This is a genomic window from Paenibacillus sp. TSA_86.1, assembly GCF_052691815.1.
In genome coordinates this window covers 985360-1001496 of record NZ_JBQZGE010000001.1, presented here as the reverse complement: position 1 = coordinate 1001496, position 16137 = coordinate 985360, and the positions used below count along the sequence as shown (strand labels likewise).

At 45.7% G+C, this 16137-nt stretch carries 14 protein-coding genes and 1 tRNA gene; 4 read left to right on the top strand and 11 right to left on the bottom strand.

Going from position 1 to position 16137, the window contains the following annotated elements; all coding sequences use genetic code 11:
- Nucleotides 1-95: 95 nt before the first annotated feature.
- A tRNA-Leu gene (locus ACUTVW_RS04615) sits at nt 96-180 on the bottom strand.
- A gap of 227 nt (nt 181-407) precedes the next feature.
- On the opposite strand from ACUTVW_RS04615, the gene ACUTVW_RS04610 reads away from it, so the two are divergent.
- Complete coding sequence (locus ACUTVW_RS04610) at nt 408-1400, top strand: Gfo/Idh/MocA family oxidoreductase (protein ID WP_445644687.1); 993 nt, start codon at nt 408-410, stop codon at nt 1398-1400.
- 64 nt (nt 1401-1464) lie between these two features.
- Here the strand turns inward: ACUTVW_RS04610 and ACUTVW_RS04605 are convergent, their stop codons facing one another.
- From ACUTVW_RS04605 to ACUTVW_RS04590, 4 genes are all read right to left on the bottom strand, one after another.
- The gene (locus tag ACUTVW_RS04605) at nt 1465-3090 is read right to left on the bottom strand and encodes a sensor domain-containing diguanylate cyclase (RefSeq protein WP_445644686.1); all 1626 of its coding nucleotides are present in this window, start codon (nt 3088-3090) and stop codon (nt 1465-1467) included.
- A 168-nt stretch (nt 3091-3258) separates the two neighbouring features.
- Nucleotides 3259-3993: a spermidine synthase gene (locus ACUTVW_RS04600; RefSeq protein ID WP_445644685.1), complete on the bottom strand. Its 735-nt coding sequence runs from the start codon at nt 3991-3993 to the stop codon at nt 3259-3261.
- A 46-nt stretch (nt 3994-4039) separates the two neighbouring features.
- Complete coding sequence (locus ACUTVW_RS04595) at nt 4040-4942, bottom strand: LysR family transcriptional regulator (protein WP_445644684.1); 903 nt, start codon at nt 4940-4942, stop codon at nt 4040-4042.
- 52 nt (nt 4943-4994) lie between these two features.
- Nucleotides 4995-5429, bottom strand: a complete 435-nt coding sequence (locus ACUTVW_RS04590) for a MerR family transcriptional regulator (protein WP_445644683.1) — start codon at nt 5427-5429, stop codon at nt 4995-4997.
- Between the two features lie 198 nt (nt 5430-5627).
- Between ACUTVW_RS04590 and ACUTVW_RS04585 the strand changes: the two genes are divergently transcribed.
- From ACUTVW_RS04585 to ACUTVW_RS04575, 3 genes are all read left to right on the top strand, one after another.
- Complete coding sequence (locus tag ACUTVW_RS04585) at nt 5628-6482, top strand: SDR family NAD(P)-dependent oxidoreductase (RefSeq protein WP_445644682.1); 855 nt, start codon at nt 5628-5630, stop codon at nt 6480-6482.
- Between the two features lie 209 nt (nt 6483-6691).
- On the top strand, nt 6692-7855 hold the full coding sequence (locus ACUTVW_RS04580) for an oxalate decarboxylase family bicupin (RefSeq protein ID WP_445644681.1): 1164 nt from the start codon (nt 6692-6694) through the stop codon (nt 7853-7855).
- Nucleotides 7856-7885: 30 nt separating this feature from the next.
- Nucleotides 7886-9025, top strand: coding sequence for a zinc-dependent alcohol dehydrogenase (locus ACUTVW_RS04575; protein WP_445644680.1), 1140 nt, complete (start codon nt 7886-7888; stop codon nt 9023-9025).
- Between the two features lie 164 nt (nt 9026-9189).
- Here ACUTVW_RS04575 and ACUTVW_RS04570 read toward each other — a convergent pair whose 3' ends face one another.
- The 6 genes from ACUTVW_RS04570 to ACUTVW_RS04545 form a co-directional block, all read right to left on the bottom strand.
- A complete protein-coding gene (locus tag ACUTVW_RS04570; protein ID WP_445644679.1) occupies nt 9190-9423 on the bottom strand; it encodes a hypothetical protein in 234 nt (77 codons plus the stop codon).
- Nucleotides 9424-9529: 106 nt separating this feature from the next.
- Nucleotides 9530-11497 (bottom strand): PTS fructose transporter subunit IIABC, encoded by a 1968-nt coding sequence (locus ACUTVW_RS04565; RefSeq protein WP_445644678.1) that lies wholly within the window; start codon nt 11495-11497, stop codon nt 9530-9532.
- An 80-nt stretch (nt 11498-11577) separates the two neighbouring features.
- Nucleotides 11578-12489, bottom strand: a complete 912-nt coding sequence (pfkB, locus tag ACUTVW_RS04560; RefSeq protein ID WP_445644677.1) for a 1-phosphofructokinase — start codon at nt 12487-12489, stop codon at nt 11578-11580.
- 2 nt (nt 12490-12491) lie between these two features.
- On the bottom strand, nt 12492-13238 hold the full coding sequence (locus tag ACUTVW_RS04555; RefSeq protein WP_445644676.1) for a DeoR/GlpR family DNA-binding transcription regulator: 747 nt from the start codon (nt 13236-13238) through the stop codon (nt 12492-12494).
- A 353-nt stretch (nt 13239-13591) separates the two neighbouring features.
- On the bottom strand, nt 13592-14098 hold the full coding sequence (locus tag ACUTVW_RS04550) for a hypothetical protein (protein ID WP_445644675.1): 507 nt from the start codon (nt 14096-14098) through the stop codon (nt 13592-13594).
- Nucleotides 14099-14273: 175 nt separating this feature from the next.
- Nucleotides 14274-15701 carry an NAD(P)-binding domain-containing protein gene (locus tag ACUTVW_RS04545; protein ID WP_445644674.1) on the bottom strand — a complete coding sequence of 476 codons (1428 nt, stop codon included), beginning with the start codon at nt 15699-15701 and terminating at the stop codon, nt 14274-14276.
- Nucleotides 15702-16137 lie beyond the last annotated feature (436 nt).

Genomic DNA, 16137 nt, shown 5'->3' with positions numbered 1-16137 from the left:
CTCTCTAGCTCAAAGAAAAGAGAAATGAAAAGAGAAATGAAAAAAAGGCTTGTACCGTGCCTACAAGGCAAGTACAAACCTTTTTTCTTTTTTGATGCGGTCGAGAGGACTCGAACCTCCACGGGGGGTTAGCCCACACGGACCTGAACCGTGCGCGTCTGCCAATTCCGCCACGACCGCATAATATGTATCTTCTCATCATCAATGAAAAGCATAACCGGTGAAACAATTCCTTGTTTTTCCGTAATTCAGAGTATACATGTTCCAATTTTATAATGCAACAACTTTTTCCACCCTGTCTTTAGGGACATATGTCCTTTTTTCTCAGACCCCAACTGCTTATGTTATAGAATAGAAATCCTCACATTGATAACGAATGTAACTAGGGACAGGAAGGAGCCTTTCATTTGCAGAATTCAAAACTATGCTTTATTGGAGCCGGCTTCCATGCCTCGACGAATATTTACCCTGCAGCGATCGAGGCAGGTGCAACCATCCAGGCTGTAGCCACACGGAATCTCGAACGTTCTCAGGCCGCTCTGCTGCAATTCGGCAGTTCAGGTCAAGCCTATGACCACGCCCCTCAGATGTTGGAGCAGGAAGCGTGCGATGGAGTCGTCGTGGTTGCCCAGCCTGCAGATCAAACCAGACTTGCTCTGGACGTGATTGAGGCCGGTCACAACGTCTATGTGGACAAACCACTCGGCTGGAATGCAGAAGAAGCCACAAAGGTAGCTGAAGCAGCAGATCAGGCCGGTGTTATAGTCATGGTCGGTTTTATGAAACGCTATGCTCCGATCTATCAGAAACTCAAAACAATCATTGATGGGGGAACACTAGGTAAAGTACGTTCGTTCCAGATGAAATTTGCCGTAGACAGCACTCCTTTTTGCGAAAATGAAGAACAGTTTATCAAGCTGGCTGCTATACATATGGTCGATCTGATGCGTTATCTGTTTGGGGAAGCCATACAAGTAACCGGAACCACCGTACGAGATGGAAAATATATTAACCAGAGCATCTCCCTCATTTTTGATCATGGTGTGACGGGCAGTGCTTATTTTACAGGTATGAGTGCATGGTCACGAGAGAGCGAAAGTGTGTTGGTTACCTTTGAACACGGATTTGCACTAGCCGATGAAATCAATAAACTCACGGTACATAAATCCCGGCAAGGAGATCAGCTTCCCTGGAAGTCTCTTGAGGAACACGATGCGGTATATACGCCTTCTGGCACGCCAATGTCCGGTGCATACAGGGATCTTTATTTGCGTGGTTTCGTAGGCGAAATGAAACACTTTATGGCCTGTTGTCAGACGGGTACCGTTCCGCTCTCCAGTGCTCGCGACAATGTTGGCACCATGGCTTTATGTGACCGAATCTTGTCATCATTCATTTGAAACAAATAGATAAAAAAAACAGAAACAGACCCTGTTCATAAGGGTCTGTTTCTGTTTTTCTGTGCTACTCTTCTGCTTTTTCCACCGTCTGAATGACAACGGTTCGATTGCGTCCTTCTTCTTTTGCCAGATATAACGCATTATCGGCCAGATGGAACAGTTCGGATTCCGAACGGGAATGCATTGGAAACTCTGCTATACCGGCCGAGATCGTAACCGATCGGTCAACAGCCAGTACACTTTCTTCAACCGAAATCCGAATTCGCTCAGCTGTCTCATAAGCCATCTTCGAATCGTAATTCCGCAGCAAAACAACAAACTCTTCCCCGCCAAATCGGAAACAAATATCCTCAGATCTTACAGATATCTGAATTAGCTTGGCGATCTGTTTTAACACCTCGTCCCCAGCAGAATGACCGTAAGTATCATTAATCAACTTAAAGCGGTCTATATCGAGAACAATGATGGCAAACAGATTCTCATCTTGAATCCATTCCTGGATCACCTCTTCAAAGGTTCTACGGTTATTCAAACCGGTCAACACGTCGGTTCTCGCATCATATACCAGCTGATCTGTCTTGTTTCTAAAACTTGCCATTGCTCCAAGCATCGTTCGTGTGAGCAGATCTGCTTCCCTGTTCCAATGCGGTTTCACAACAGGCAGCTCCACTCGCCCTTTGTCCACTTGCTGCACAAGATCAGCCAGAAATACAAATGGATGCACGAGTTTGCGAGCAACTCTTAACACAATCAGAGTCAACAATATAAATGGTACTGCTATGTATAGCAGCAATAGTCCGATCTGGCGATTTAACTGATCATAGACAACTTGAGTCGGGGATACGATAACAACTCCCCAGTTGGTTGCTGGAACTTTGTAATACCCTGCAAGCGTATTAACCCCATCCAGATTCGTATATTGCTCTTGTCCTGTCTGATTTTTTATCAGTTTCTGAACCACTGTGTTTTCACTTATATCTCTTCCGATCCGGTTGACATTGGGATGAAAAAGCAAAGTCCCCTTATGGTCAACAATAAAAAAGTACGTTCCATTGCTGGTCTTCAGTTGACTTCCAAATGACAAATCGAGTATATTATTTTCCTGCAAATATATACTTCCACTAATCATGCCTTTGAATTCCCCCTCCGGATCAACAATCGGTTCACTGAGAAAAACAATTCTGCGCTTCGTTCGCGGAGTCAAATAGGCATCCGATATGTATGAGGTTCTTGATTTAATCGCTGTTTTGGCCGCTTCGGAGCTAACGTGTTTACCAACACTGACCTGAGAATAAGGTGACATCGATAGTACAAGCCCTGTCTTGTCAGCCAGTACTATAGCATTAAAATAATCACTGCTATTATGGATCAAATCGAGCGTAGTATTAAGTTTCTCCTTGTCATTGTAATCGACATCTTTAAAATGCGCCGCACCGTACTTTAAACTTTTTTGCATCGATTCAAATAGTGAGTTTAGCGTTTGACTCATCTGTACCGCACTTGCATAGTTAACGGTAAGGGTATTGTTAATAAGAGTTTGTTTCTGGGTGGTATACGAAGTAATCACCATAATTGTAAGTGTCATCAGGACAGAGATTGTAACGAACCCACCAAGTAATGCAGTAAGACTAACCTTTTTGAATTTCTTGACTTTTCTGCGTAATCTGGAACATATTTTATTTGCAATCATGTTTGCTTCCCCCGGATTTTCATAAAAAGGCATACCTGTACCATCATATAATAAAGTTGTTAAGAAACAATGAAGAGAACGAAGTATCTTAACATTTATTTATGGGATTGACGAATTCATGACAAATTCATGCCTACAGGGGGAAGACGCTAATCTCACTTCGTTTGCTTACCCTTCAATGATATGGCCTTCTTCCAGATTTTCTTCCACAAAACCTGCCATAAGCCGTACCCGAACATCAATCGGACGATGGCTGCCCATCAGAATACGATTCTGGACAACATTTGGCTCTGCCGGGAGCGCAAAAGCACGTATATAAGGGAACGCTGTTCCAAGCGTTGTAAAGATTGCATTCACAAGTTTGTCGTTGCCTGAGCGTCCGAACACATTAAGCAGCACTGCACCATTTGCATCCAGCTTGTCTTTCACCATGCTAAAAAAAGAACGGTTCGTAAACTGTTCCGGCGTTCCCGTTGCTGTAAATGCATCAATAACGATGTAATCATATGTTCCTGCCTGCTCCCGTTCCAACAGCTCTCGGCCATCACCAACCAACACCGATGAGCTTTTATATCCGAAAAAGTGTTGGCTTATTTCCACAACCTCCGCGTCCAGCTCCGCCACCTTGACTTGTCGATCTGACAGATATGCAGGAATTGTACCAATGCCCTGCCCCACCACGAATACATGATTGAAATGCGGATCATTTTGTTCCATCAGATGTAACATAGCCCGCGGATACTCCAGTACAATTCTCGAAGGCTCTTCCAGATCCATTGCACCCTGAACCGCATCATTCGAGAACTGTAATACACGGAAGTGCCCCTTCTCCCCATAAAGCCTTTTGGTCTCATATACAGTCAACTCATGCTGTTCACTTTTATTCCGGTATAATACTCTCAACTTCCTGCTCCCTTCGGGTAAATAAAACGAACCTGTACAATCAGTATTACAGGCCAATGGCCTCGTGTAATGCCTGTACATAAGCAACGCCAAGATTGGAAAGAGACGTACTTTTATGACTAATCCACCCTACATTAATCGATTCCTCGCATTCGAGCGGAACCGGTATGATCTCGTTGCCGTTCAGATCGGCGCTAAGCACCCCTGTCGATATGGTATACCCGTTCAGACCAATAAGCAGATTAAATAACGTTGCCCGGTCGTTCACCTGAATGCTTTTGGGATGTGATAGTGTACTTAGAATCTCTTCCGAAAAATGAAACGAATTATACTCTCCTTGGTCAAAGGACAGGTAAGGATAATCTTGAAGCTGCTCGATGGCGACAGACTCCTGCTTGGCGAGAGGATTGTTAACACTGATGAAGATATGGGGTTTCGCTGTAAACAGGCTTGTAAACACAAGACCCGCATCCTTCAACAATTTGTTGATGACTTTGGCGTTGAACTCATTTAGATAGAGAATGCCGATCTCACTGCGAAGACTTTTCACATCCTGAATGATCTCATACGTTTTGGTCTCGCGCAGGGCCAGTTCATATTCATCCTGACCATGCTGCTGAACAAGCCGTACGAATGCATTCACCGCAAATGCGTAGTGCTGGGTGGATACCGAAAAATGCTGCGGAGACGGCTTGGCATTCAGATACCGATTCTCCAACAGTTCAGCCTGCTCCACGACCTGACGCGCATAACTTAGGAACTCGACCCCTTCTTTGGAGAGGGTAATACCTTTATTTGTACGTTCAAAAATGGTAATGCGAAGCGTCTTCTCCAGATCACGAATCGCGTTAGACAAGCTGGGCTGAGAGATAAAAAGCCGTTTGGCAGCTTCGTTCATCGAGCCGTGCGTGGCAACCTCTATTACGTATTTAAGCTGTTGTAATGTCATGACGTATCCCCTTTTTTTCTCATCCATGGTAAACCGCACAGCTCACATTCCCTCATGAAAATGTGTTCTTTTTGGTTAGTCCCGTCAGCAAATGCTCTCCTGTAATCGGAAAATTTTCAGGAAACATGCTGCGCTTTTCAAGCTTCTCCTGAATAAAATCCACGACCTGTTGCATGGAGGCAATCTGTTCCTCTACCTTTTTCTGATAATTAATCAGCATCTCCCGTTCTTCCGGGAAATCGTTCAAATCCGATTCGAGTGACATCCTTAGAAACGGCTTCATTTCCTCCAGAGACATACCTGTTTTCTTCATACATGTGATCAGACTCATCGTCTGGATATCTTGCTCGGAATAGACACGATGACTACTAGCTTTTCGCTCCGCGCGGGGAAGCAAACCAATCTTCTCATAATAACGAATGGTATCTTTGGATAATCCCGACCGTTCTGATGTCTCGTGAATGGAGAACATAGTTGGAGCACTCATCCTTACCCCTCCCGTATACATAGCTCTCTCTATCATATAACTTGGAGCTGACTCCAAGTCAAGCCAAAATTCTCCCCCTTGACTTGGAGTCAGCTCCAACTTGTAGAATAACCTCTCCTGCAGATGAATCGGCAAAATCAACTGATCTATTCAGGCATACCGATTGATTCTGACATGACATGAAACCATTTGGAGGTTATGATGATGAACCACGCTAACCCGCTTCGCACAGCCGTAATTACAGGCTCCACCTCAGGAATTGGTCTGGAGCTTACACGAAAACTTCTAACAGAACAATGGCAGATCATCGGCCTTAATCGCTCCCCTTTTCCTGTAGATGATACCGAAATCGAGGCTGCGTTAAGCTCGAGGCAGTTAATATCTGTTCAAGCTAATCTGACGAATTATAGCAGCCTTCGTTCTGCGCTTGAGCAGGTTCGTTTACAGACGAATGCAATCGACGTCCTGTTCAACAATGCGGGAGGCAGCGCATCCACCCTTCAATATTCGGATCAGGGGCATGAGCTGCACTTTGAACTTCAAACTGTGGTTCCTTATATCATTTACCGGGAGCTTTACGATCTGCTTCGCCACGGGCAGTTGAAAACGGTGGTGAACACTTCCACAACTGCTTTTGGCATGATGAGAACGTTTGACCGTAACATGCTGGAACGACCCACCTCGTTTAAGAAGCTGTTCGGCCCGTATGCAGCATCCAAACTCGCCCTATCGTTGTGGACTCAAGAGGCTGCTCCCACTGCCATGGCAGATGGTATTCGGCTTCTTAGTGTAGATCCGGGCGGTAACAATACGCTGAAAAGCGATAAGGCATCCGGTTTGCCCTTTTATATCAGACCCGTGATGAAACTATTTTTTGCTCATCCGAGTCGTGGCGCATCCCTGCTTCATGAGGCAGCCATCGGGACAGTCCGACATGAATCCGGTACGTTTCTAGTTAACAACAAAACCACCCGCCTTCGTTTTGGCGAGCAGGGCGCTACTGTGCTTCGACGGGTAGATGAAATCTACAAGCATCATTATCTGAGTACCTAATATCATTTTTGAAATTTGCCGATCTCCGATCTCTGTCCTAAAGAGATCTAATTCCAGACTTGACCGAATAAGGTCGAGTCTTTTGTTTTTTTATTTTTGTTTCTTTTTTATCTTTGTCCTTCATATTTTCCAAGCCTGCTTTCATAGGTGTAAGCATAGTGAGAAATCCGTATGACTTGTAACGCGGCGGATCGGAAGGAGACATCGTGATGAGTAAAGAAAAACAACCCAGTGCTCAACCATTCATCATCCCACAGCCTATTCGCAGTGACGGTGCAGGAGGACCCGATTATGGACCACGGGATGTACTGAGAGACAGACAAAACCCAGATATGCTCGTTCCACCTAAGACGGATAACGGCTTGTTACCTAACCTCAGAATGTCCTTCTCGGACACCCATATGCAACTGAACCACGGTGGGTGGTCACGCGAGATTACGGTACGCGATCTGCCTGTCGCCACTACGCTTGCGGGAGTGAATATGAGCCTGACTCCAGGCGGCGTACGTGAACTGCATTGGCACCAGCAATCCGAATGGGCCTATATGATCTGGGGAACGGCCCGGATCACCTCTGTTGATCAGAACGGGCGGAATTTCATCGCGGACGTTGGCCCGGGTGATCTTTGGTTTTTCCCAAAAGGGCTGCCTCATTCGATCCAAGGTCTGGAAAACGGGTGCGAATTTTTATTAGTATTTGATGATGGCAGCTTCTCTGACCTGAACACATTATCAATCTCTGACTGGTTTGCTCATACTCCGCCTGAGGTATTATCGCTGAATTTTGGCGTTCCTGAATCGGCTTTTCAGTCGATGCCCAAGGAGCAGGTTTATATTTTTCAAGATCATGTACCCGGTTCACTGGAGAGCCAGGAGATCCAATCTCCCTACGGAACGGTTCCTCTCCCGTTTACCCATCGTTTGCTTGCACAGGAGCCCTTGATTACACCCGGAGGCAGTGTACGCATCGTAGATTCCACCAACTTCCCCATCTCCACCACTGTCGCTGCAGCCCTTGTTGAGATCAAACCCGGAGCGATGCGAGAACTACACTGGCACCCGAATGCAGACGAATGGCAATACTATTTGACAGGTGAAGGCAGAATGACCGTCTTTGGTGGCAATGGTAACGCACGCACCTTTGATTACCGGGCAGGAGATGTGGGGTATGTTCCCGTAGCCATGGGGCATTATATACAAAATACTGGTAAAGACACCTTATGGTTTTTGGAAATCTTCCGAAGTGACCGTTTTGAGGATGTTTCTCTCAATCAGTGGATGGCTTTAACACCGCGTGATCTGGTACGAGACAATCTGAATGCTCCACCAGAGTTGCTGGATGCGTTGCGTAAAGTGAAGTGGCCTGTCGTTTAAATTAGTATAAACCTATGGAGGAGTATGAAGATGAAAGCCGTTACGTTTCAGGGCATCAAGGACATTCAAGTAAAACAGGTTGAAGACCCTGCACTGCAGCAGAAGGATGATATTATCGTTCGTATTACTTCAACCGCGATCTGTGGATCGGATTTGCATATTTATCAGGGGGCGCTTCCTGCTGCCAAAGATTATGTCATTGGTCATGAACCCATGGGGATTGTGGAAGAAGTTGGACCCGAGGTGACACGAGTAAAAAAAGGAGACCGGGTTGTGCTTCCTTTCAACATTGCCTGCGGTGAATGCTTTTATTGCAACCATGACATGGAAAGTCAGTGTGATTATTCCAATGGAAACCCCACCATTCATACAGGAGGTTATTTCGGCTTCACCGAGCGATACGGTGGTCATCCGGGTGGTCAGGCTGAACTCATGCGAGTGCCGTACGGCAACTTCACTCCATTTGTTATTCCTGAATCCTGTGAGCTGGAAGATGAAGCTTTGCTATTCCTTTCTGATGTGCTGCCAACAGCATACTGGAGTGTTGAAAATGCCGGCGTTAAACCGGGTGATACCGTCACTGTGCTTGGTAGCGGCCCCATCGGGCTGATGACACAGAAGTTTGCCTGGATGAAAGGAGCCAAGCGGGTTATCGCCGTGGATCGTCTGCCTTATCGGCTGGACAGAGCCAAACGTATGAATGATACGGAGGTCTTTAACTTTGAAGAGTATGATGATATGGGTGAGCACATCCGCGAGATAACCCATGGTGGAACAGATATCGTCATTGACTGTGTTGGTATGGATGGCAAAAAAACGATGCTGGAAGAAATCGGTCAGAAGTTGAAACTTCATGGCGGAGCACTCAGTGCTATTGAAATCGGCATGAAAGCCGTGCGCAAATTTGGGACACTCCAGCTTACAGGCGTTTATGGCTCTTCCTACAATATGTTCCCTTTAGGCAATCTGTTTGAACGTAATATTAACATTAGAATGGGACAAGCTCCTGTGATTCATTACATGCCTGAACTGTTCCGCAAAATTACGGCTGGCGAATTCGATCCAACCGAAATTATTTCACACCGGATATCACTAGATAACGCAAGCGAAGCTTACCAGATCTTTAACGATCACGAGGATGAATGCACCAAGGTTATTTTAAAACCTTGAATTTAGTATCTGATACATCGTTATAAGTTCATGCTATTTTATGGCAGGTTCACGCTAAAAGGCAGACTTACCTTCGAACAGGTAAATCTGCCTTGATTTATGTCTATCATAGTTCATTACGATGTCTTTTTACGGTCTTTGCATGCAACAACTTGGCTTCAAGCTCAAAACGAGCCTATCCACAGAGGGACGCACGCCTGGCACCAATCATCAAAATCAATTTTTTTCGTAAAAGAGACCCGCTTCCGATCCATTCGGTTTTCAACGAGAAGAGCAAGGTCCTCGCCTTGTGCATGAATTACACTGGGGACATAATGCTCCGCATTGTGAGAAAATTGCTTCTGTACCGGACTTTTGATCCGATCGTTCTCCATGATGGCAAGCGTAACAACAAACATAAAAAAGCATCCCTCCATGAATTTATTCATTGGAGAGATGCTTGGGGTCGACCATCGTAACACGTTGGTGTAATACGATCACTCGAGCTAACATTAAACCATTTTATTATTTAACAAGCGTAGGTGACTTCTTCCACAATCCCAGAATTAGACCTGAGATCACAGAGCCAATCGCAACAGCAAGCAGGAAGAGCAATGCATGGTTAGCCAGTGCCGCTGCGAAAATACCACCGTGCGGAGCAGGAACGTTAATACTCCACAACTGTGTAAGTCCACCTGCTACCGCAGAACCGATAATACAGGAGGTCAGTACACGAAGCGGATCAGCCGCTGCAAATGGAATTGCACCTTCTGTAATAAAGGAAAGACCAAGTACATAGTTTGTCAGACCGGATTTACGCTCTTGCTCCGTGAACTTCGATTTGAAGAACGTTGTTGCAAGCGCAATCGCCAGTGGAGGAGCCATACCGCCTGCCATAACCGCTGCCATCCAAGCACCGTCTGTATTGCCGCTGGATGTAAATACACCAATCGCAAAGGTATAAGCCGCTTTGTTAAACGGGCCGCCCATATCAATCGCCATCATACCCCCGAGCAGCAAACCAAGCAATACTTTATTACCTGTACCCAGATTACCGAGTGCAGTTACAAGCCATGTGTTCAAAGCACCGAAAACCGGATCAAAAATATAATAAGCAATCGTACCAACGATTAGTAAACCAAGTACCGGATAGAGCAGAATCGGTTTCAAGCCGTCAATCGCCTTAGGCAGACCTTTCAGCGCTTTACGGAGACCAATGACAACGTAACCTGCGAGGAAACCGGCAGCCAGACCACCAAGAAAACCTGCATTGGAGTTTACGGCCATCAAACCACCAACCATACCAGGCATCAGGGCCGGACGATCACCGATACTCATCGCAATAAATCCGGCAAGTATAGGAATGAGGAAGTGGAACGCTCCTTGTCCACCAATCGTTTGCAGCAATTTGAAAATCGGATTATCAGAACCTGCAAGCTGCTCAACCAAGAAGGAGATCGCGAGCAGGATACCACCGCCGACAACAAATGGCAGCATGTGTGAAATCCCGTTCATCAAATCTTTGTAAATTTTGCTTCCCACGCTCATCTTGCTATCGCTTGCACCTTCATCCTTCGCGTTTCCACCTTGACTGCGATAGATTGGCGCATCGCCATTCACCGCTTTACGGATCAGTTCTTCGGATTTGCGGATTCCATCACTTACCGGTCTCTGCAGAACCGGTTTGCCATCAAAGCGAGTCATCTCCACATTTTTGTCAGCAGCAATGATGACCCCTTTAGCACGAGCAATCTCGTCCACAGTGAGCACATTCTGCGCACCTTCAGAACCGTTGGTCTCAACACGAATGTTAATGCCCATTTCCTGTGCTTTTTTCTTCAAAGCATCCTCAGCCATAAATGTATGAGCAATACCTGTCGGACAAGCTGTAACAGCGACAACAAAGTCTTCTGAATTCGCATTGCCAACAATGACACCCAAGTTGTTTTTCACGTTGTTAGTATCACTTTCAGTCGAGGTTGCCTGTGCAGCTTTGTCCGCTTTTGTTTTCTCTTTCACAGCTTCCTTCTCCGCGGCTTCCGCCTGTTTTGCATCAAACAACGCGCTCACTTCTTGTGGCGTATTGGTGTTCATCAGTTCGGCAATGAAATCGCTGTCAACCAACAACCTTGAAAGAGCCGCTAATGTGCGGAGATGTGTATTACCTGCACCTTCTGGAGCTGCAATCATGAAAAAGAGTTGAGCAGGTTGGTCATCCAGTGCTTCAAAGTCCAAACCTTGTTTACTTTTTGCAAAAATAACTGTCGGTTCATTCACCGCTTTGGTTTTGGCATGTGGCATGGCAATTCCGCCACCGATGCCTGTGCTGGACTCCGCTTCTCTTTTGTAAATCATTTCCTTAAACAGTACCGGATCATTAATCCGTCCACTTTGGTTAAGGCTGGCAATCAATTCGTCAATAGCCTCGGCTTTTGTTGTTGCTTGCAGATCCATGATCATCGTTTCCTGGATCATTAAGTCAGTGATTTTCATCTTGGAACACTCCCTTAAGTTCGTCGGCCTGCACATGGCAGGCCCTGCATCAGTTCTTCACTTTACTTTATTCTTGCCATTTAAAGCGTTGTAATCGTAACCTGATTACGCAATTTTTCTATAAACTCACGAGTAGCAAGGTCATCGGAGAAAGCAGTCGCACTGCCGGAAGCTACCCCCGTGCGGAATGCCTCAAGCAAGTCTCCCTGCAGCACGTATGTCCCTACAAATCCACCAATCATGGAATCGCCTGCACCAACTGAATTTCTCACGGTGCCCTTAGGTACGGTTGCGTGATAAACATCCGTCTCCGTGATGAACAATGCTCCTTCTCCAGCCATGGAGATCAGTACATGTTTGGCACCCGCTTCGAGCATTTTACGTCCGTAAGATACGAGTTCCTCACGTGTCCCAATGGTCACGCCGAACAATTCTGCCAACTCATGATGGTTCGGCTTTACCAACAATGGTTGATGAACGAGCGCTTCCATCAGTGCCGGTCCTGTTGTATCAATGACAAACTCGGCTTCTGTCTGCTTGCAAACTTGAATGAGACGATTATAGAAATCAGAACCGAGTGAGGGCGGAACACTGCCAGAGAGAATGACGATATCTCCTTTTTTCAGAGAAGACAGTTTATTCAGCAGTTGCTCCGCCTCTTCTGCACGAATCGCTGGCCCGAGACCGTTAATTTCGGTTTCTTCCCCGTGCTTCAGCTTAATGTTAATGCGAGTATCATCTGCAATGGTAACAAAGTCCGTTTGAATAGCTTCTTCCTGCAACTTGTCGTTAATGAAACGTCCCGTAAAGCCGCCCAAAAATCCGATAGCCGTATTGGCCGCTCCGAGCTGATTCAGAATCCGTGAAACGTTAATGCCTTTGCCGCCAGGTAGTTTCAAATCCCGATTCATGCGGTTTAGTCCGCCAAGTTTTAGATCGTGCACTTCGACGATGTAATCAATGGACGGGTTGAGTGTTATCGTATATATCATCGCTATCCCTCAATTATTTTAGTTTTCTGGGTGATTACCGACCGCCAATGTTCTGGCATTCGCTCCGTAATCAGATCTGCCTCCTCCAAATCAAACAATTTGGCAAAAGTAATATCCCCTATTTTGCTGGAATCAGCCAGCACATAAGATTTTCCCGACAATTGATGTGCTCGCCTCTTAATCAAGGCTTCCTCCGGATCAGGTGTTGTATACCCCATTTCAGGGTCCACTCCGTTACTTCCCAGAAAACACTTGTCAAACCGGAAATTGTCCATGTTCTGCAGCGCGATGCTGCCGATCACTGCTTTGGTATGAGTTTTCATCATGCCGCCCAGCAAGTAACTCCGAATTTGTTTGCTTACCAGTGCCTCCACATGGGAGAGTCCATTGGTGACCACCGTTACATCCCTGGCTTCAATAAAAGGGATCATAGCCAGTGTTGTTGTGCCAGCATCCAGGTAAATACACTCACCATTCTGGATTTCCTGTGCTGCCAACCGGGCAATCACTGTTTTCTGTTGAATGTTTTTGAACGTTTTTTCCTCCATACCTGGTTCTAATGATTTTTCATTCACCAGTGAGGCACCACCATGAATACGTTTGAGCATCTGACGGCTTTCCAGATCAATCAAATCTCTTCTGATCGTGGATTCAGAAACACCCAACACATCAACTAGCTCTTGCAACTTCACAATTCCCTGTAAATGTAAGCGCTCTACAATTGCGGCATATCGTTCTTCAGTCAGCATATACATTCCTCCAACTGCTTCTATAGTATCATATATCCCGTAAAAAACAACCATTTTCATTCAAGATAATTTAAAAACCTTCAAAAACATTCATCATTCGACTTATGAATCGTTGAAGCTTCCTCCGTAGGCTGTTCCACAGAAGATAAAAGCATCATGATCCAGAGCCAGCGTATCATATCGATGCCCGAATCTCCCAATTCCTGCAGAGATGGATTTGTTATTCGATATGTTTACTAGCTACCTCATCAAAAATCCTGCAACTACCGCCGATTTTGGCGGCGATGTTGCAGGATTTTGGCGTTACAATCTATGATACTCGTACTCTTGCTATAATGAAGCGGAGCTTCCTGCTACAGCGACTCGATACTCCCCACTTCCGGTTTGGGTTTGAGCCATTTACCTTCTTCATTAATAAAAGCATCCTTGAATCTTCCCATCTCCAGTTGCTCAATTAACTTTTCCTCATCCGTTGCCAGTATCTCAACTAACTGTTCCAGGGTGTAGTATTCGGCAGGATCATAATCCATAAGAATGGGTACAGCGGTATCATATAATTCCCGGATCAGATTCTCGAAAGAAAGCCGCCCAAGATTGGGCATCTGCTGATAGATCTGCAATGGCTGAGACACCATGTTACGGAATGATTTATTTTCCAGGTTCATCCACAACGTATTACAGGCCTGAACGCTCATATAATTGTGTTCCACGTCATAAAACTGCAATTCCTCTATCCTCATAAACTTCTCTTGAAAAGCCACAATTTTGATCAGGGGAACCTTGCGTAAACGTGACATTTTTTTTACATGGGCTCTAAACTGCTCATAATTCATTTGTTTTAATTGTTTCTTAGGTTCCATTTCTTTATCCCTACCTTTAAACATGTTCCAAACGACATTTTACAACAAATGTGCACCGAGCGTAAGTCACATCGTAAAAAAAGCAAAAACGCACAGCATCGTATGCTGCACGAATTACATATTAGGATTGCATGTTATGACTGAAGTGCATGGTGGCCACTTATGAAGTTATCTCTTAACCAAGCACATGACGTTTCACCCATGTCTCTGTGAATTCCGGTTCATTATACTTGTAAAACTCTTGCAGCGTAACCTCCCGGTCATCAAGGAACAACTGATCCGCTATGCCTGAAACCAGTTTGGGGATGGCGCTCCTTGTTCCCGATATCGCTGAAGCCGATAAACCACAGCTGGCCAGTGCAGAATAATTGAATATAAACAGTCCATGCAATAACGACTTTCCCTGTTCACTTCTACTGGTCATTGCAAATCCGGGACTTAAAAAGGGGTGTGCATCGAGCAACACATTACGAAATTCCGGCGGAGCTTCGTAACAGTCATGCCAACGAGCAATATGCTGCTCCACAAGTCGAAGTTCAGGGCGAAGTGCGGGATCGCTGAGCAGACCCGTACTTATAATTAGAAAATCAAATGTATACGTGCCGTGCGCGGTTTGGACCTGGGCTCCTTGGTCTGTCGCTTCTGCGCCAAGCCATGGGGAGTCCAGATGCAGCTCAAATCCAGGCCAAGAGGCTGCGCGGTTAAATGTATCATTGGTGGGCGGTTGATTAAATTTGAAAAAGTGAGATATCACTCGATACTTGTCAGGAACAGGTAATGCGTGAAATCGTTCGATCATGCCGGATTGTTCCATTTGTCGAATTGGATTCACTTGCGGCAGCTGTGCACGCCTGACAAAAACATGAGCTTCGGCCACACCGGAGGCAAGGGCGTGATTTGCATTATCAAAGGCCGAGGCCCCACCACCCAGGACAGCAACCTTTTTCCCTTTTAACCGTTCAAAATCAATCTCTTCCGAAGTGTGTGCATAACATTCTCTCGGCAGATGATCTGCGATTAGAGATGGAATATACCACTCTCCGCCCCCTTGTATACCGGTCGCAAGCACAACTTTCCTGGCAAGAATAATCTTTTGGGATGTCCCTTTTCCGCTTACATGCAGCCGATGAATCCCTTCCTGCGTAGGTTCAATCCGTTGCAACTTCACTTCGTTTTGCACAGGCAGATCCAGCACCTCCCGGTACCAACGCAAATAATCCATCCAATCCCTGCGCGGGATTTTGTCGATCTTTTCCCATCCCTCAACACCTGCCTGAGCCTCCCACCATGAGCGAAAGGTCAGAGATGGTATACCTAAGTCTATTGAAGTCAGATGTTTGGGCGTCCGCAGCGTAACCATTCGTGCATACGTTTCCCAAGGTCCTTCTTTCCCGGCCGCATTTTCGTCGATGATTAGAATATTCGAGATTCGTTCGCGCAGAAGTCCGAATGCAGCCCCAAGCCCGCTCTGTCCTCCACCTACAATAACAACATCATATACATGCCCTTCCAGATGCTCTTGTGCACGGACCCAGTTGGTTCCGCCAAAACTTAACAACGCTAAATCACGCTTCACCTGTTCATTCAAAGCTTCCAGGCCCATGCTTCATCAACCCTTTCGTATCTTTCCAGGAACAGGCTTCGTTGCATCGTACATGATCATCCAGGTGTTATACTACAGTACCCGAATGTAATTAGCGTTATTATATGAGTTCAGCTCAAGCATTGGAAGTTCGAGGCCGCTTTATTGTCATTTAGCATAAAAATAATAAATTCACTTGTTCGTTTACACGAAATAAAACATGTTCAAGTCATCTGATGAACAGACCAATAAATCCCGTTTGTTGAACCACTGCCTAAGTTTAGTGAAACGGTCAAGCCATTGGCCGCATAGAACAGCCCGATCACGTCGCCCTTTTTGAGATCAACCGTTTTTTTGACTTCTTTCGACCTTTACTCCGTGCTCTGCTGATTAAAGATAACCTGCGCTTCTTTTTGGATATGCCACTCACAAGATTATCCTCCCTCCTACATAAGAG

What these genes read in the sequence shown, in the direction of transcription:
- ACUTVW_RS04575 (WP_445644680.1), top strand. Translation starts at nt 7,886, where the DNA reads ATGAAAGCCGTTACGTTTCAGGGCATCAAGGACATTCAAGTAAAACAG.
- ACUTVW_RS04565 (WP_445644678.1), bottom strand. Translation starts at nt 11,497, where the DNA reads ATGAAAATCACTGACTTAATGATCCAGGAAACGATGATCATGGATCTG.
- ACUTVW_RS04545 (WP_445644674.1), bottom strand. Translation starts at nt 15,701, where the DNA reads ATGGGCCTGGAAGCTTTGAATGAACAGGTGAAGCGTGATTTAGCGTTG.
- ACUTVW_RS04580 (WP_445644681.1), top strand. Translation starts at nt 6,692, where the DNA reads ATGAGTAAAGAAAAACAACCCAGTGCTCAACCATTCATCATCCCACAG.
- pfkB (WP_445644677.1), bottom strand. Translation starts at nt 12,489, where the DNA reads ATGATATATACGATAACACTCAACCCGTCCATTGATTACATCGTCGAA.
- ACUTVW_RS04605 (WP_445644686.1), bottom strand. Translation starts at nt 3,090, where the DNA reads ATGATTGCAAATAAAATATGTTCCAGATTACGCAGAAAAGTCAAGAAA.
- ACUTVW_RS04595 (WP_445644684.1), bottom strand. Translation starts at nt 4,942, where the DNA reads ATGACATTACAACAGCTTAAATACGTAATAGAGGTTGCCACGCACGGC.
- ACUTVW_RS04570 (WP_445644679.1), bottom strand. Translation starts at nt 9,423, where the DNA reads ATGTTTGTTGTTACGCTTGCCATCATGGAGAACGATCGGATCAAAAGT.
- ACUTVW_RS04590 (WP_445644683.1), bottom strand. Translation starts at nt 5,429, where the DNA reads ATGAGTGCTCCAACTATGTTCTCCATTCACGAGACATCAGAACGGTCG.
- ACUTVW_RS04555 (WP_445644676.1), bottom strand. Translation starts at nt 13,238, where the DNA reads ATGCTGACTGAAGAACGATATGCCGCAATTGTAGAGCGCTTACATTTA.
- ACUTVW_RS04550 (WP_445644675.1), bottom strand. Translation starts at nt 14,098, where the DNA reads ATGGAACCTAAGAAACAATTAAAACAAATGAATTATGAGCAGTTTAGA.
- ACUTVW_RS04585 (WP_445644682.1), top strand. Translation starts at nt 5,628, where the DNA reads ATGATGATGAACCACGCTAACCCGCTTCGCACAGCCGTAATTACAGGC.